Annotated in this window: 14 protein-coding genes; 11 read left to right on the top strand and 3 right to left on the bottom strand. The window is 66.1% G+C overall.

The annotated features are described in order from the left end of the window. The first annotated feature begins 137 nt into the window (after window positions 1-137). Window positions 138-587, top strand: coding sequence for a hypothetical protein (locus ACWDPV_RS07315; RefSeq protein WP_449742362.1), 450 nt, complete (start codon window positions 138-140; stop codon window positions 585-587). Window positions 588-726: 139 nt separating this feature from the next. On the opposite strand, the gene ACWDPV_RS07310 is transcribed toward ACWDPV_RS07315, so the two are convergent. Next, on the bottom strand, window positions 727-2,043 hold the full coding sequence (locus tag ACWDPV_RS07310) for a hypothetical protein (protein WP_449742361.1): 1,317 nt from the start codon (window positions 2,041-2,043) through the stop codon (window positions 727-729). Between the two features lie 182 nt (window positions 2,044-2,225). Here ACWDPV_RS07310 and ACWDPV_RS07305 point away from each other — a divergent pair, with 182 nt between their 5' ends. From ACWDPV_RS07305 to ACWDPV_RS07295, 3 genes are read left to right on the top strand one after another with little or no spacing between them, the layout of a single operon-like run. Then, window positions 2,226-3,491, top strand: a complete 1,266-nt coding sequence (locus ACWDPV_RS07305; RefSeq protein ID WP_449742360.1) for an aspartate kinase — start codon at window positions 2,226-2,228, stop codon at window positions 3,489-3,491. Window positions 3,492-3,493: 2 nt separating this feature from the next. Next, on the top strand, window positions 3,494-4,522 hold the full coding sequence (locus ACWDPV_RS07300; RefSeq protein ID WP_449742359.1) for an aspartate-semialdehyde dehydrogenase: 1,029 nt from the start codon (window positions 3,494-3,496) through the stop codon (window positions 4,520-4,522). Between the two features lie 45 nt (window positions 4,523-4,567). Continuing rightward, window positions 4,568-5,596 (top strand): fused (3R)-hydroxyacyl-ACP dehydratase subunits HadA/HadB, encoded by a 1,029-nt coding sequence (locus ACWDPV_RS07295; protein ID WP_449742358.1) that lies wholly within the window; start codon window positions 4,568-4,570, stop codon window positions 5,594-5,596. Window positions 5,597-5,679: 83 nt separating this feature from the next. On the opposite strand, the gene glsA is transcribed toward ACWDPV_RS07295, so the two are convergent. Both glsA and ACWDPV_RS07285 read right to left on the bottom strand, forming a co-directional pair. Next, complete coding sequence (gene glsA, locus ACWDPV_RS07290; protein ID WP_449742357.1) at window positions 5,680-6,645, bottom strand: glutaminase A; 966 nt, start codon at window positions 6,643-6,645, stop codon at window positions 5,680-5,682. 103 nt (window positions 6,646-6,748) lie between these two features. Next, window positions 6,749-7,465 (bottom strand): FadR/GntR family transcriptional regulator, encoded by a 717-nt coding sequence (locus tag ACWDPV_RS07285; protein ID WP_449742356.1) that lies wholly within the window; start codon window positions 7,463-7,465, stop codon window positions 6,749-6,751. A 155-nt stretch (window positions 7,466-7,620) separates the two neighbouring features. Here ACWDPV_RS07285 and ACWDPV_RS07280 point away from each other — a divergent pair, with 155 nt between their 5' ends. The 7 genes from ACWDPV_RS07280 to ACWDPV_RS07250 all read left to right on the top strand — a co-directional run bounded on the left by ACWDPV_RS07280 (window position 7,621) and on the right by ACWDPV_RS07250 (window position 15,690). Further along, window positions 7,621-8,154 (top strand): gluconokinase, encoded by a 534-nt coding sequence (locus ACWDPV_RS07280; RefSeq protein ID WP_449742355.1) that lies wholly within the window; start codon window positions 7,621-7,623, stop codon window positions 8,152-8,154. After that, on the top strand, window positions 8,154-9,542 hold the full coding sequence (locus ACWDPV_RS07275; protein ID WP_449742455.1) for a GntP family permease: 1,389 nt from the start codon (window positions 8,154-8,156) through the stop codon (window positions 9,540-9,542). Before ACWDPV_RS07280 ends, ACWDPV_RS07275 begins: the two co-directional genes overlap by 1 nt. A gap of 100 nt (window positions 9,543-9,642) precedes the next feature. Continuing rightward, window positions 9,643-10,929 (top strand): lipase family protein, encoded by a 1,287-nt coding sequence (locus ACWDPV_RS07270; RefSeq protein WP_449742354.1) that lies wholly within the window; start codon window positions 9,643-9,645, stop codon window positions 10,927-10,929. Between the two features lie 507 nt (window positions 10,930-11,436). Next, window positions 11,437-12,801, top strand: coding sequence for a hypothetical protein (locus ACWDPV_RS07265; RefSeq protein ID WP_449742454.1), 1,365 nt, complete (start codon window positions 11,437-11,439; stop codon window positions 12,799-12,801). Window positions 12,802-12,876: 75 nt separating this feature from the next. Continuing rightward, on the top strand, window positions 12,877-13,536 hold the full coding sequence (locus tag ACWDPV_RS07260) for a hypothetical protein (protein ID WP_449742353.1): 660 nt from the start codon (window positions 12,877-12,879) through the stop codon (window positions 13,534-13,536). Between the two features lie 84 nt (window positions 13,537-13,620). Continuing rightward, window positions 13,621-14,076 (top strand): Fur family transcriptional regulator, encoded by a 456-nt coding sequence (locus tag ACWDPV_RS07255; protein WP_449742352.1) that lies wholly within the window; start codon window positions 13,621-13,623, stop codon window positions 14,074-14,076. A gap of 138 nt (window positions 14,077-14,214) precedes the next feature. After that, window positions 14,215-15,690: a catalase gene (locus ACWDPV_RS07250; protein ID WP_449742351.1), complete on the top strand. Its 1,476-nt coding sequence runs from the start codon at window positions 14,215-14,217 to the stop codon at window positions 15,688-15,690. Window positions 15,691-15,768: the final 78 nt, after the last annotated feature.

Genomic DNA, 15,768 nt, shown 5'->3' with positions numbered 1-15,768 from the left:
CGCTGTTCCCCGTCGAGCGTGCCCACCCGCCGACACGCATATCTGATATCTCGCCGCTATGCTAAACCAGTCATACTGTATAGTGCAGAAGCCGCATCGCGGTCACAGATGATTTCCGATAAGGGTTGGGGGAACACATGAAAATGGTTGGGCGACTGATGCTTGCCGCGCTGGCGGCCTGTTCGATGGGAATGGCGCTGGCTCCGGCGGCCTCTGCGGCGCCGGCCGGCGATCACGCGTGGGTATTCCGGTTCGACGCCGGCACCACCCGACTCCTGGCCACCGACCAGGCCTACGAGCTCACCGACGCCATATCCGACCTCGCGATCGACAATGACGAGGTGCTGCCACCGGAAGTGGTCGACGCGTCGATCAATGCGTACTTGGCGACGGTGATGGCGGACTGGATCACCCAGGACGCCGGACCGGGGTCGTGTTTTGAACTGCAGGTCATCGACCGCGGGACGCCGGTGACGTCGTTGATCGGTACCGGCTTCGACCGCTGCCCGTGGCAGGTGCCGTCGGTGAGTCAGACGACGGTACCGCGCGACTCGGGTCTCGACGGCACGTTCTCGGCGCTCGCCTGACGGAGACGTCGTAAATCCGACAAGTTCGTCCCCCAGAAGCTGATTCGTCCGGTAGACATTCCTCGCCGACGATGAGGTTTCTGGGGGACGAACGTTCTTCCCCCACTTTCGGCAGGCTTTGCGGACCGGCGACCGGCCGTCACATCGCGTGCGGATACACCGTCAGCATGTGCGCACCGAACCAGGCGCTGCCGACGACGATCGGGATGAGCGCGGCGATGGCCGCGGCGGGGCGGGCGCGCGCGAACAGAATCGCCAGCGGGATCAGCAGCACGAACGCCGGCAGCAGAAGGCGGGGGCGGCTCATCATCAGCCCGCTCGACAACACGATCGACGCGACGACGAGGATGCCGTAGGTCAGGATCGGCCACGGCAGCCGTGCCCAGATCGCGACGCACACGAGCAACAGGGTGCCGACGATGATCCAGGAGGTGGCCACCGGGGCGATCTCGCCGGAGTTCACCAGCATGTCGTTGACGAAGTCGAATGCGGCCACGCCCCAATCGAATCGGGTGTCCCAGCCCTGCGTCTGGATGGTGAACCACCCCGTCGGTGAGCCGGTGTGCGCCCACACGACAGCGAGGTATCCGAGATACCCCAACGGACTGACGACGACGGCGAGCCATGCCCTGGCCGCAGGCCATCCGGCGAATGGGGATCGCTGAGTCCGGAACAGATCGATCAGCGCAGCCAACATCACCACTCCGATCACCACCACCGCCGTCGGACGGACCGTGCCGACCAGGCACGCGCACATCCCGGCGAGCAGCCAACGGCGTTCCAGCACACCGACCAGCGCCCAGATGCTCAGCACGCAGAAGAGGGCCTCGGTGTAGGCCATGTTCAGCACCACCGACATCGGTGTCGCGGCAAAGATCGCCACCAGATACAGGCCGGCGCGAGCGGGATCGACGACGCGCTCGCCGCGGGTCTCGGCCGTCACCGGCAAGGTGTCGTCGGGTCCGGTGACTCCGTCGACCATTGGTGACCGTCCGGCCATCCGGCGGACACAGAGCGCTCCCAGTCGGGCGACGCCGACCGCTGCGACACACCCCAGCACGAGGTTGAGGAGGACCGCGGCCGCGAACGGCGAGATCAACGGGATCTTCGCGATCAGGCCCACCGCGTAGGGATAGCCGGGAAAGAACGCGTACGCGGTATCCGCGGAATGGATGCCCCTGGCGTCGGTCAGGTCGATCGGTACGTCGCCGTAGCCGTGCTCGGCGATCGCCAGCATCCACTTGCCGTCCCACGCCGACAGTGAGTCGTGTAACGACGTCCCCCGCAGGGCGTCGAACCGCGCGAGGACGGCGATCCCGATGGCCCGGATGGCGAGGTAGATGGCGATCGGCGGGATCCAGGAGCGCCATTCGGGGACCTGTCCGGACGTCGCGGACGCGTCGTCGTCCGGGCTCGTGGGCTCGGTATGCGCACGACGCGCGCTCGTGGTGGACACGCCAAGATGGTAGGGCAGTGACGGCCAGACCGGGCCAGGGGTCGTGACGAACCCGCCACACTCCGACAACCGGCGAGGCGTGCCGGTCTCCGGCGACGACCGGCGCCCGCATGCACGAGATCGGCCGCCGGTAAGGTTGCCATGGCAAACACAGACGACAACCATGCAGGGAGGCAGCCGACGTGGCACTCGTGGTGCAGAAGTATGGCGGATCCTCGGTCTCCTCGGCCGAACGTATCCGCCGTGTCGCCGAGCGCATCGTCGAGACCAAGAAGCAGGGCAACGACGTGGTTGTGGTGGTGTCGGCGATGGGTGACACCACCGACGAACTGCTCGACCTCGCCCAGCAGGTCAACCCGGCACCTCCGCCGCGCGAGATGGATATGTTGCTCACCTCGGGCGAGCGGATCTCCAATGCGCTGGTCGCGATGGCGATCAGCTCGCTGGGTGCGCAGGCGCAGTCGTTCACCGGTTCACAGGCCGGCGTGATCACCACCAGCAGCCATGGCGCGGCCAAGATCATCGATGTCACGCCGGGCCGGGTCCGGGCCGCGCTCGACGAGGGCAAGATCGTGCTCGTCGCCGGGTTCCAGGGAGTGTCGCAGGACACCAAGGACATCACCACGCTGGGCCGCGGCGGCTCCGACACCACCGCGGTGGCATTGGCCGCAGCGCTGGAGGCCGATGTCTGCGAGATCTACACCGACGTCGACGGCGTCTACACCGCCGACCCGCGGATCGTGTCCGACGCGCGTCGGCTGGAGACCGTCTCCTTCGAGGAGATGCTCGAGATGGCCGCGTGCGGCGCCAAGGTGCTCATGCTGCGGTGTGTGGAATACGCCCGCCGATACAACGTTCCCGTTCACGTGCGCTCGTCGTACTCGACCAAACCCGGCACCTTGGTCGCCGGATCGATGGAGGACATTCCCGTGGAAGAAGCAATTCTCACCGGTGTCGCACACGACCGCAGCGAGGCCAAGATCACCGTCGTCGGCCTCGATGATCGACCCGGCTACGCCGCCAAGGTGTTCCGTGCTGTCGCCGACGCCGAGATCAACATCGACATGGTGCTGCAGAACATTTCGAAGGTCGAGACCGGCAAGACCGACATCACCTTCACCCTGCCGCGGGAACTCGGTCCGCTCGGCGTGGAGAAACTGACCAAGCTGCAGTCCGAGATCGGCTTCACCGATCTGCTCTACGACGATCACATCGGCAAGGTGTCGCTGGTCGGTGCCGGAATGAAGAGCCATCCGGGTGTGACCGCCACCTTCTGTGAGGCGCTGAGCAACGTCGGCATCAACATCGAACTCATCTCGACCTCCGAGATCCGGATCTCGGTGCTGTGCCGCGACACCGAACTCGACGACGCGGTGCGTGCCCTGCACGAGGCCTTCAAACTCGGTGGTGACGAGGAAGCCGTGGTCTACGCAGGAACGGGACGCTGATCATGAGCGTGAGTATCGGAGTTGTCGGCGCCACCGGTCAGGTCGGCGGAGTCATGCGAACCCTGTTGGCGGAGCGCAAGTTCCCGGCCGACTCGGTGCGTTTCTTCGCCTCACCGCGGTCGGCGGGCAAGAAACTGCCGTGGGGTGACGGCGAGATCGTCGTCGAGGACGCCGCGACCGCCGACCCGTCCGGATTGGACATCGCGTTGTTCTCCGCGGGTGCCACCATGTCGCGGGCGCAGGCGCCGCGGTTTGCCGCCGCGGGTGTGACCGTTATCGACAACAGTTCCGCCTGGCGCAAGGACCCCGATGTGCCGCTGGTGGTGTCGGAGGTCAACGGCGAGTTGGCGAAGAACCCGCCGAAAGGCATTGTCGCCAATCCGAACTGCACGACGATGGCCGCAATGCCGGTGCTCAAGCCGCTGCACGACGAGGCCGGCCTGACACGGCTGATCGTGTCGTCCTATCAGGCGGTGTCCGGTAGCGGACTGGCCGGTGTGGAAGAGCTTGCCTCCCAGTCCCGTGCGGTGATCGACGAGGTCGAGAAACTGGTCTACGACGGTTCCTCGGTGAGCTTCCCGGCACCGGTCAAGTATGTTGCGCCCATCGCTTTCGACGTGGTCGCGTTGGCCGGTGCGCTGGTCGACGACGGCTCCGGTGAGACCGACGAGGATCAGAAGCTGCGCAACGAATCCCGCAAGATCCTCGGTCTGCCGGAGTTGCTGGTGAGTGGTACGTGTGTGCGCGTACCGGTGTTCACCGGTCACTCGCTGTCGATCAACGCGGAGTTCGCCGCGCCGCTCTCGCCGCAGCGCGCCACCGAAATCCTCTCCGGCGCACCGGGTGTGGAGGTGGTCGACGTGCCGACGCCACTGGCAGCAGCCGGCAAGGACGATTCTCTGGTCGGGCGCATCCGCCAGGATCCCGGAGCTCCCGACGGTCGCGGGCTGGCGCTGTTCATCTCGGGTGACAACCTCCGGAAGGGTGCTGCACTCAACACGATTCAGATCGCCGAGCTGCTCGTCGGCTGACGCTGCGACCGGCGCCTTCCCTCACCACCGTTAGGTAGTCCCTCAATGTCCACTCCTGATGCCCCGGCGATCGCCGATCGGCTCGGTCACTATTACCAGGTCGACGGCACCTATCTCGTCGGCCGCGAGAAGATCCGCGAGTACGCGCGGGCGGTGCAGGACTTCCACCCGGTGCACCGCGACGAATCTGCCGCGGCCGCACTGGGTTACTCGGGACTGGTGACACCGCTGACGTTCACGTCGATTCCCGCGATGTCGGCCAACCGTTCCCTGCTGGAAACCGTCGTCGTCGGTTACGAGACCTACGTGCAGACCGAGCAGGTGTTCGAGCAGCATCGGCCGATCGTCGAAGGCGATGAACTGACCACCGACGTCGAACTCACCGGAGTGCGTCGGATCGCGGGCCGCGACATGTTCACCATCACCAACACGTTCACCGATACCGCCGGCGAGACCGTGCACTCCATGCACACCACCGTCGTCGGTGTCGGCGGCGACGAGGTCGACCCGTCGATGACGGCGATGGCGCGCAGTCTCGTGGTGCACGACGTGACCGTGCTGTCCACCGACGCGATCGGCGCCGACTATCACAAGACGGTTCGGCCCGAAGTCCCGCAACGGTTTTCGAGTGCCGGTGTCGAGCGGACGCCGGGTTCGCTACGGTTCGACGACCTGGTCGTGGGTGCCGAGTTGCCGCTGCGGCACGCCCGGCTTTCTCGCGGCGATCTGGTCAACTACGCGGGTGTCTCCGGTGACGGCAATCCGATCCACTGGGACGAGTCGATCGCCAAGGCGGCCGGGCTTCCCGACGTGATCGCGCACGGGATGCTCACCATGGGCCTCGGCGCAGGCTTTGTCTCGGCGTGGTCGGGCGATCCCGGTGCCGTCACTCGCTATGCCGTGCGGCTGTCGCAGGTGGCCGCCGTTTCCGCGGCCGAGGGCGGCGACATCGAATTCTCCGGCAAGATCAAGTCGCTGGATCCGGAAACCCGAAGCGGTGTGGTCCTCCTCATCGCGAAGTCCGGTGGCCGCAAGATCTTCGGCCTGGCGACGATGAACGTCCGCTTCAGCTGATCCGCATCATTCACGCCCGTCGATCACCGGCACCGGAACGACTCTGCGCCGGGGTGGTCGCGGTTGTGTCGCGTCGGCGGGCATCAGCCCGCGGTGCCGGCATGACGCCGGTCCTGGTAGAGGCCGAGACCGAGTTCGACGGCCACATCGGTGATGGCCGCCCACCCCCGCATACTGTTCCCGGCCGGACCAAGCCGTGAGGAGTAGGCGGCGATCGCGAGTTCGCCCGGGGCGATCGCGAGAAGCCCACCGCCGACGCCACTCTTGCCCGGCAGTCCCACCTTGTAGGCCCAGTCACCCGAGCGGGTGTACAGCCCCTCCATGGTCATCTCGGCCAACAGATGGGGCACATTCGCCTCGGCGAGAACCCGCTTCCCGCTGACCGGGTTGGTCCCGTGGTTGGCCAGCGTGGCACCCATCGTCGCCAGATCGGCGGTGGACACCAGGATCGAGCACTGGCGTGTATAGACATCACACGCCTCCATCGGATCGCAGTAAATGTTGCCCGCGCTGGCGAGCAGCCAGGCGATCGCCTTGTTGTGCGCGTTGTGTTGCTCCTCGGAAGCGTAGATTTCCCCGCTCATCTGTAGTCGACGGCCCGCCAGGTCTGCGTAGGCGTCAACGATGAGTTCCCACCGATGTGCCGAGTCATCCGCGCGGACGAGGCTCGTGGTGGCGATGGCGCCGGCATTGACCAGCGGAGACAACGGCTTGTCATTGTTGAGTTCGAGAGCCATCACCGAGTTGAACGGTGACCCGGTGGGGTCGGCGCCGATTTTGTGCCGAAACTCTTTGGCACCGATCTGTTCCATCACCAGCGCCATGGTGAACACTTTGGAGACCGATTCGATCGGGAATTGATGCGTGTAGTCCCCGGCGGTGAGCACGTCACCGGCCGCTGTGACCACAGCGAGGCCGAAGAGGGTCGGGTCTGCGTTGGCGAGAGCGGGAATGTAGTCGGCGTTTGCTCCGTCCATGTTGTCGCGGTTGCGAAGGAACGAGGTGTCCAACGCGCGTTGAATCGACACGCGGGTCAATGGTTCGGTCACGTGGCCCACCGATCGATACGTCATCCGGATGCTGGTTTGGTGGGCCCAGTATATGAGGACTCGGCGGCGAATCCGGGTCGAGACGTTGCGGTTTCGTGCCAGATCAGCGATGTGCCGGATCGTGATCGGCGACCGCTGACGCGGCCTCGTCGATAATGGCGCGCATCCGGGCTTCCGCGGTGTCGGGGTCGGCGAGGCGGATCGCCCGCGCTACGTCGTCGTGGAGAGCAATGGCGACGGGATTGGGTGTCGCCGGCATCATGCCGTGGTGGGTACGCCCGGACAGCACCTCACCGACGACGCCGGTGAGCGCACAGAACATCTCGTTCCCACTCGCCTCCAGCAGTGCGCGGTGAAAGATCTTGTCCGCCTGGAGATATGCGTCGAGGTCGCCGGTCCGGCCGTGCACCGCCATGTCGGAGGCGGCGGCGGCCAGCACGCGGCACTGGTGCTCGTCGGCACGAACGGCCGCCAAAGCGGCTGCGGCCGGCTCGATTCCGCGTCGCAGCTCGGACAGGGTGAGCAGGAAATCCTCGCGTTCGTCACTGTCGAGGCGCCACCGGATGAGCCGTTGATCGAAGACGCTCCACCGCGTGCGCGGCTGCACGGTGATGCCCACGCGGCGGCGTGAGGCGACCATCCCCATCGATTCGAGTACCCGGATCACCTCGCGTGCGACGGTCCGCGACACCGTGTGCTCGGTGCAGATCCCGTCCAGGGTCAGTACGGCCCCGACGGGGAGATCCCCGGCGGCGATCCGGGCGCCGATGGTGCCGAGGACCTGCTCGTGCCGGTCATTCGGGCCTGTTTCCTGACTCACCCACACATCCTCTCATTGATTGCGGAGTGTGATGAATGATCGGGTGAGTACGTTGATTCGTTCTGTATAAAACTACTACTACACAGAACAGCTTGAATTGATACTACGTATGAGGCACACTCTGTGATCGGAAGCACAAGTGATGAGGAGAGCTCATGGGGTCACCGGTGGTGGTCATGGGAGTGTCGGGATCGGGTAAGTCGACGGTGGGAGCGGCGCTTGCGCAGCGTCTGCGGGTGCCGTTCGCCGACGCCGACGACTTTCACTCGGCGGCCAACGTCGGGAAGATGTCGGCCGGTGAACCACTCACCGACGACGATCGCGGGCCGTGGCTCGACGAGATCGGTGTCTGGCTGGCCGACCACACCGACGGCGGGGTGATGAGTTGTTCGGCACTGCGGCGAATCTACCGCGACCGGCTGCGGGCACACTGTCCCGAGGTTCGATTCGTCCACCTGGAGGGCTCGATCGAGGTCATCCGGCGTCGTCAGGCGTCGCGGCCGGGGCACTTCATGCCGGCCTCGCTGCTCGCATCGCAATTCGAGACCCTGGAGCCACTGGGGTCCGACGAGCGTGGACTCGCCGTCGACGTCGACCAGGGCGTCGATGCGATCGTTGACCGGGTGTCGGCAGCCATCGATACCGATGCTGTTGCCGGGGAGGATGATTCCGAGGGAGATCGCTCATGATGTCGCCGATGCTGCTCGCCGCCGATGCGGACCTGCCCGAACCGGTCGCCGTCGGCTGGCAATTGGTGCTGGCCGCCGTGGCCGGAATCGCGGTCATCGTCGTGACCATCACCTGGGTGAAACTGCATCCGTTCCTTGCCCTCATCCTCGGTGGCGCGACCGTGGGAGTGGTTGCCGGCGAGTCGATTCCGACGGTGTTGGAATCCTTCACGAAGGGTTTCGGTTCTACCGCGGCCGGGGTCGGCATCCTGATCGCGCTCGGTGCGATGTTCGCCAAGCTCCTCGCCGATTCCGGTGGTGCCGATGAGATCGTCGACACCATCGTCGGGCATGCGAGTCCGCGGATGCTGCCGTGGGCGATGGCCCTCGTGGGTGCGATCATCGGTCTGCCGATGTTCTTCGAGATCGGCCTCGTGCTGCTGATGCCGGTGATCTACCTCGTCGCCCGTCGATCAGGAATCGGGTTGATCCCCATCGGAATTCCCGCATTGGCCGGGTTGTCGGCGATGCATGGATTCGTGCCGCCGCATCCGGGACCGCTGGTCGCCATCGACGCACTGGGCGCCGATCTGGGATTGACCCTGGCGCTCGGCGTCGCGGTCGCCATCCCGACCATCATCGTCGCCGGTCCGTTGTTCGGCACCCTGGCGGGCAAGTGGGTGCCCCTCGACGCCCCGCGCACCTTCGACGCCGACCCGGCCGACGGCCCCACCTCGCGCCGCCCGGGATTCGGTATCACGATGGCCACCGTTCTGTTGCCGGTGGTCTTGATGCTCGGCAAGGCGATCGCCGAGATCGTCGTCGCCGACGACGGCAATCCGATCCGGCAGGTCCTCGACGTGCTCGGAACGCCGTTGATCGCCCTGCTGGTCGCGGTGATGGTCGCCATGGTCACCTTCGGACGGGGTTCGGGGATGGACCGCGACACCATTTCCACCTGCGTCGGATCGGCGTTGCCGCCGATCGCCGGCATCCTGCTGATCGTGTCGGCGGGCGGCGGGTTCAAACAGGTCCTCGTCGACACCGGTATCGGCACCCTGCTCGCGGACTGGGCGTCGGCGGCGAACATCTCGGTGATCCTGCTCGGGTGGGTGCTCGCCGCGCTGATCCGCGTCGCCACCGGCTCGGCCACGGTCGCGACGATCACCGCGTCGTCGTTGATGTTGGGACTCGTGGACGGCCTGTCGTCCGGTCAGGTGTCGCTGGTGGTGCTCGCGATCGGCGCCGGCTCGGTATTCCTGTCGCACGTCAACGACGCCGGATTCTGGCTGGTCAAGGAGTACTTCGGGATGAGTGTCGGCCAGACGTTCAAGACCTGGTCGGCGATGGAGACGATCCTGTCGGTGACCGGGCTGATCGTGGTGTCGGCGCTCGGGGTGGTGATCTGAGGCGACGGCGGGCGGCGCGTGCTGGTGGATCATCACGTCACCGTTACGATTCGTGACCCCCGCCACGCATCTTTATTACCGTGCGGTAGGTTACCTCGGCATGAGACACATTCGGGGATTCAACTCATCTCGGCAAACTTCATGGACCGCTCGGATCGCGAGCGTCGTGACCGCGGGAGCGCTGGTGGGCACCGGCCTGAGCCTGGCCGCGCCGACGGCGCAGGCGGCCGATTTCTATACCCCGCCATCGTCGTTCAATTCGACGCCCGGCTCGATCATCCGCAGCGAGGCGTCGCCGCTCCTGCTGCAGATCCCGGGTGTCCCGAATCAGTGGCCGGGGACCGCCAAGCGCATCATGTACACCTCGACCTATCAAGACGGATCGCCCGCGCCGGTGACCGGCACCGTCGTCGAACCGACCGCCCCGTGGCAGGGCAAGGGCCCGCGCCCGACGGTGGTCCTCGGTCCGGGCACCGTAGGCCAAGGTGATCAGTGTGCCGGCTCGAAGCTGATGAGCTTCCCGCTCGCCATCGACCCGAGCAAGCCCAGCATCGCGATCAACTATTCCGCTCTCGAGATGAACCTGCTGCTCCTCAACGGTGTGCGGGTCGCAATGACCGACTACATCGGGATGGGCACCCCGGGCATCCACACATACGTGAACCGCGCCGAGTCCGGGCACGCCATGCTCGATGCCGCGCGGGCCGCGCTCAAGGTCGCCGGCGCACCGGCCGATTCGCCGGTCGGTTTCTCCGGCTACTCCCAGGGTGGTGGCGCCGCGGCATCGGCGGCCGAACTGGCCTCGACCTACGCCCCGGATCTGAATGTGAAGGCCACCTACGCCGGTGCTCCGCCCGCGGATCTGTCGAAGGTCATCGATCAGATCGACGGGACGTTCATCGTCGGTGGTATCGGCTACGCGATCAACGGCCTCGAGGCCCGATACCCGGCGCTCAAGACGGTCGTCGACCGTGAGACGAACGCCAACGGCCGCGCGGCCCTGAAGACGCTGTCGACCCAGTGCATCGGTGACACCGGACTCGCGTTCGGGTTCCAGCGGACGAGTCAGTGGACGCGCAGCGGAAAGCCGTTGTCGGCGGTTATCATTAAGTACCCCGACGTCAAGGCGGTCGTCGACGAACAGCGCATCGGCCGGCTCACCCCGAACGCGCCGGTGCTGCTCGAAGGCGGCATCAACGATGACGTCATCCCGTACGGCCAGGTGCATCAGCTGTATCAGGACTGGCGTGCCAAGGGCGCCAACGTGCAACTGGTGACCAACCCGATCCCGCCGATCTTCCCGGGTCTCGTCGTCAACCACGCGTTGCCGATGATCACCACGTTGCTGCCGGCCACGAGCTTCCTGATGAGCGAGTTCAACCGCTGATCGGAGCGCACTGTTCATCGGTCGCCACACGTCCTGACCACCGATAATTCATCACCACAGACGTCCCCGTGGGCGGCTCGCGGATCACTCCGCGGATCCCGCCCACCGGGACGTTTGTCGTGAGGTCTGTCGTGAAGCGGGAAGCCGTTGGGACCCAGCAGCGTTGACGGCGCTCGCCATGTCGTTGACGGCGCTCGTTGACGGCGCTTGCTCCGACGTTGACGGCGCTCAGCCCGACACTGTCAGTGGGGGATTGAGCGCTGTAAACGGGGAGTCGGGCGCTGTGAACGGAGAGTCGGGCGCTGTGAACGGGGAGCCGGGCGCTGTCAACGGGGAGTCGGGCGCGGTCAGTGTCAGGGCGGGCGCTGTCAACGGGGCCGCGTGAAACCCTGGTCGGATCACGGCGGATGTGATGTGCTGTCGCGCATGTGTGATCGCGGGGGAGTGCGACGGTGGTGGTCGGTGCTGGTGCGGTCGGCGCTGCTGGTGGTCGGCGTCGTCGTGACGATGCTGATCGGTGTCGCTCCCGCGACGGCGGATCCCCTGCCCGATCCGGGTCCACCGATTCTCGGCCCGGCCGGGACGTCGCTGATGCACGGCGATCTCGCGTCCACCGACTCCACACCGAATCCCGGCCCGGGACCGGGTGCGCGACTGCTGGCGTCGTCGGTGCCGGGCGGCGCGTGCGCGGCGACCTTCATCGGTACCGACGGGATGCCGGTCGCATTGTGCACCGGCTTCGTGGGTGCGGGGGGCGTCGCGGTGCCCTCGGTGGTCCTCTTCGATCCGCGGACGGCCGAACCGCTGGCCCGGTCCGAGTTGCGCAAAGGCGGCTTGCTCGGCGGGGTGTACGGATACCTCGATGGCCGGAACCGGGTGGTGGTCGCCGACGGTTCGAACTCGATTCTCTTTGTGGCGCACCGGAATACGCCGACCGGCTGGCAGGTGTATGTCGACGAGCGGATCGACGTGTCGCGGCAGATCCCGGCCAATGACGCGATCACCGGACTGGCCCCGGACGCCACCGGGCGGGTCTGGTTCGCCACGACCCACGGTGTCATCGGTGTCCTCGCCCGCGATCGGACGGTGCATGCCGCGCATCTACCGGCCGGGGAGGACCTCGGCAACGGGCTCAGCGTTCGCCCAGGTGGTGTCTCGGTGATCACCACGCACGCGCTCTACGAGATGTGGGCCCATCCCGGGGCCGCGCCGCATATCGTGTGGCGGCAGCCCTACGATCGAGGCTCGGCACGCAAACCCGGTCAGCTCACCTGGGGGTCGGGCACCACACCCACCTATTTCGGTCCGAGGGGCGACGGATGGGTGGCCATCGTCGACAACGCCGATGCGCGTCCGTCGCTGATCGTGCGGGAGTCCGACACCGGCCGCCTGGTCTGCCGGATGCCGGCGTTCGCCACCTCGGGGCAGGGCACCGAGAATTCGCCGATGGCGTGGGGCAATTCGCTGGTCATCCCCAGCACCTACGGCTATCAGTACCCGCCGATGGCGGTCTCGGGACCGTCGGTTCCGGTCGACGCGGGCTTCGTCGGCGGCTCCACGCGCATCGATGTGTCGGCTCAGGGCTGCCGGCGGGTGTGGGAGAACGGCGACCGCCTCGCGTCGTTGCCGAAACTCTCGCGCGCCGACGGTCTCATCCACGGTCTCGGTTACGGTCCGTACGACGCGGGTGCGGTGCAGCAACTCGGGCCGGTCTACTACATCGCGACCGATTTCGCGACCGGCGCTCGGGTGGAGACGCTGCCGGTGGGCGGCGCGCCCGTCGACGAACCGCTCGAACTGACCGGGACTATCGCCGCCGACGGAACGCTCTGGCAGGCGACGGTGGGGCGGATGCTCAAGGTCGGCTCCTGAGCGTTGGTCGTGGGTGTACCGGCGCCGAAACCGGTCGTCGGCCGATCCGGTTGTGGTGAGTGCGACAATGCGACCATGACCGACGCCACTCCCGACGATGCGGACCGCACTCCCACGCAGGCCGAACTCGACGCGGAGGATCTCGCCGAACTGCGCAAACGCAATTCCGCCGACCGCGACCGCGCGAACCTCTACCCGAAGCGTCCGGGCGCGCCCGGACCCGCTCCCGCGGCCCTCGTGCTGCACGCCCGGGTGGCCTGGTGGGGGGCGGCGATCTGTGGGCTGATCTGCATCGTCTACGGCACGATCGAACTGGGCGCCACCCGTGACGCACTGCGTGATCGGATGCTCGTCGACGCGGTGACCACGCCGAAGGGGCAGCCGACCGGGGATCAGATCACCACCTTCGCCGATGTCCTCCCGGTAGCCGGACTGGTGATCGCGGTCCTGTTCCTGGTGGGCGAATACGCCTTTCTGGTCGCCGCGGCGAGTCACCACAGCCGCAACTGCCGCAACTTCTTCCTGGCGATCGTGGCGCTGCACCTGATGTGCATCCCGGTCGGGCTCGATCTGTTCTTCCGGTATCCGGAGTTGTGGTCGGGTGTGGTCGTGCTCGGGTGGTTGGAGTTCGCGTTGCTGGTCATCGCCGCGGTGATGACGCTGCGGCGCGCCGTCAACCGATGGTTGCCCGAATCGACCCGGATGCGTCCGACGCGGATGCTGCGGTCGAGCTGAACCGGCGCGGGGCAAGGCTCACCTAATAAACTGGAATTCTTCCAAATACTGGACTCATTCCAAATAAGTGCGTATGGTGAAGTCATGCCGGATCGGACAGAGCTCACCCACGCGCTTCGCGCCGCGGGTCTCCGGGTCACCGCGCCGCGGCTCGCGGTGCTCGAAATCCTGCATGACCATCCGCATTCCACAGCCGATTTCGTGGCGGCCGGCGTGCGGGACCGGCTGGGTGGCGTGTCTACCCAAACCGTGTACGACGTTCTGCGCACGTGCTCGGAACGCGGCATGGTGCGCAGGATCGAACCGGCGGGCTCGCCGGTGCGGTATGAATCCCGCGCCGGGGACAATCACCATCACCTGGTGTGCCGGTCCTGCGGCGAGATCATCGACATCGACTGCGTCGTCGGCCGGGCCCCGTGCCTGACTCCGGATGCCGATCACGGTTACGAGATCGACGAAGCAGAGGTGACGTTCTGGGGAAGGTGCCCGGCGTGCCGTGACACCGACGCGCACGATGCGGAGTCCGACCCCGCAGGGTGAGCGGTCCGAAGAAGTTACAGGACTTGAAAATGCACGGCGACAAGACAATTCGCAGATAGACCACACGACATCGACCACATGGCGACGGTGCCACAGCCCGGTGCCGCGACCTGACGTACTCACGATTGGGAGCCACGCATGACTTCGTCTCAGAACACCCCGCGCACCACGACCAACGCCGGCATCGCGGTCGCCAGCGACAACGAATCCCTGACCGCCGGCACACAGGGCCCGATCCTGCTCCACGACCACTACCTGCTGGAGAAACTCGCGCAGTTCAACCGTGAACGCGTCCCCGAGCGGGTGGTGCACGCCAAGGGGGCCGGCGCGTTCGGTCACCTCGAGATCACCGGAGACGTCTCGCGCTACACCAAGGCGAAGCTCTTCCAGCCCGGTGCGACAACCGAATCGCTGGTGCGCTTTTCGACGGTGGCCGGCGAACAGGGCAGCCCCGACACCTGGCGTGATCCCCGTGGTTTCGCGGTGAAGTTCTACACCGAGGACGGCAACTACGACCTCGTCGGCAACAACACCCCGATCTTCTTCATCAAGGATCCGATCAAGTTCCCGGATTTCATCCGCTCGCAGAAGCGACTGCCCGGGTCCGGCCTGCGCGACCACAACATGCAGTGGGATTTCTGGACCCTGCGTCCGGAGTCGGCACATCAGGTGACCTGGCTGATGGGCGATCGCGGCATCCCGAAGTCGTGGCGCAACATGGACGGATTCGGCTCGCACACCTATCAGTGGGTCAACGCCGACGGTGAACGCTTCTGGGTGAAGTATCACTTCAAGACCGATCAGGGAATCGAGTTCCTCACCCAGGAACAGGCCGACACCCTCGCCGGCAGTGACCCCGACTACCACCGTCAGGACCTCTACGAGGCGATCGATCGAGGCGAATTCCCCAGCTGGACACTGAAGGTGCAGATCATGCCGCTCGACGAGGCCGAGGGATACCGGTTCAATCCCTTCGACCTGACCAAGGTGTGGTCGCAGAAGGACTACCCCCTCATCGAGGTCGGCAAGTGGACACTCGATCGCAATCCGGAGAATTTCTTCTCCGAGATCGAGCTGGCCACCTTCGAACCGTCGAATGTGGTTCCGGGCATCGGATTCTCGCCCGACAAGATGCTGTTGGGCCGGGTGTTCTCCTACGCCGACGCGCATCGCTACCGGGTCGGAACCAATTACGCTCAGCTGCCGGTCAATTCGGCCAAGGCCGCACAGGTCAACTCCTACTCCAAGGAGGGCGCGATGGCGTATGACTTCAGCCGCTCCGACGTCCCGGTCTACGCGCCCAACTCCTACGGCGGCCCGCACGCCGACGCCGCGGCCGCCGGCGACGAGGGGCTGTGGACCTTCGGCGACGAGGCCGACCGCGCCGGCTACATCGAACACCCCGAGGACAGTGACTGGGCGCAGGCCGGAACGATGGTGCGCGAGGTCCTCGACGACGACGCCCGGGAGCGGCTGGTGAACAACATCGTCGGCCACGTCCTCGACGGCGTCGAAGAGCCGGTGCTCTCGCGGGTGTTCGAGTACTGGCGCAACGTGGACGCCGAACTCGGCAAGAAGGTCGAGGAGGGCGTGCGCAACGGTCAACAGGACTGACGTGCACCGGCTCGGCGGCGAATTCCGTTAACCGAGAAGTTCTTTCACCGTTCACCCGAATCGGGAAGCATTCATCGT

Source organism: Gordonia sp. NPDC003504 (assembly GCF_053587995.1).
This window is presented reverse-complemented; position numbering and strand designations above follow the sequence as displayed.

Excerpts from the sequence above, each read along its gene's own strand:
- ACWDPV_RS07295 (WP_449742358.1), top strand. The coding sequence starts at position 4,568 with ATGTCCACTCCTGATGCCCCGGCGATCGCCGATCGGCTCGGTCACTAT.
- ACWDPV_RS07250 (WP_449742351.1), top strand. The coding sequence starts at position 14,215 with ATGACTTCGTCTCAGAACACCCCGCGCACCACGACCAACGCCGGCATC.
- ACWDPV_RS07280 (WP_449742355.1), top strand. The coding sequence starts at position 7,621 with ATGGGGTCACCGGTGGTGGTCATGGGAGTGTCGGGATCGGGTAAGTCG.
- ACWDPV_RS07315 (WP_449742362.1), top strand. The coding sequence starts at position 138 with ATGAAAATGGTTGGGCGACTGATGCTTGCCGCGCTGGCGGCCTGTTCG.
- ACWDPV_RS07260 (WP_449742353.1), top strand. The coding sequence starts at position 12,877 with ATGACCGACGCCACTCCCGACGATGCGGACCGCACTCCCACGCAGGCC.
- ACWDPV_RS07270 (WP_449742354.1), top strand. The coding sequence starts at position 9,643 with ATGAGACACATTCGGGGATTCAACTCATCTCGGCAAACTTCATGGACC.
- ACWDPV_RS07275 (WP_449742455.1), top strand. The coding sequence starts at position 8,154 with ATGTCGCCGATGCTGCTCGCCGCCGATGCGGACCTGCCCGAACCGGTC.
- ACWDPV_RS07255 (WP_449742352.1), top strand. The coding sequence starts at position 13,621 with ATGCCGGATCGGACAGAGCTCACCCACGCGCTTCGCGCCGCGGGTCTC.
- ACWDPV_RS07300 (WP_449742359.1), top strand. The coding sequence starts at position 3,494 with ATGAGCGTGAGTATCGGAGTTGTCGGCGCCACCGGTCAGGTCGGCGGA.
- ACWDPV_RS07265 (WP_449742454.1), top strand. The coding sequence starts at position 11,437 with ATGCTGATCGGTGTCGCTCCCGCGACGGCGGATCCCCTGCCCGATCCG.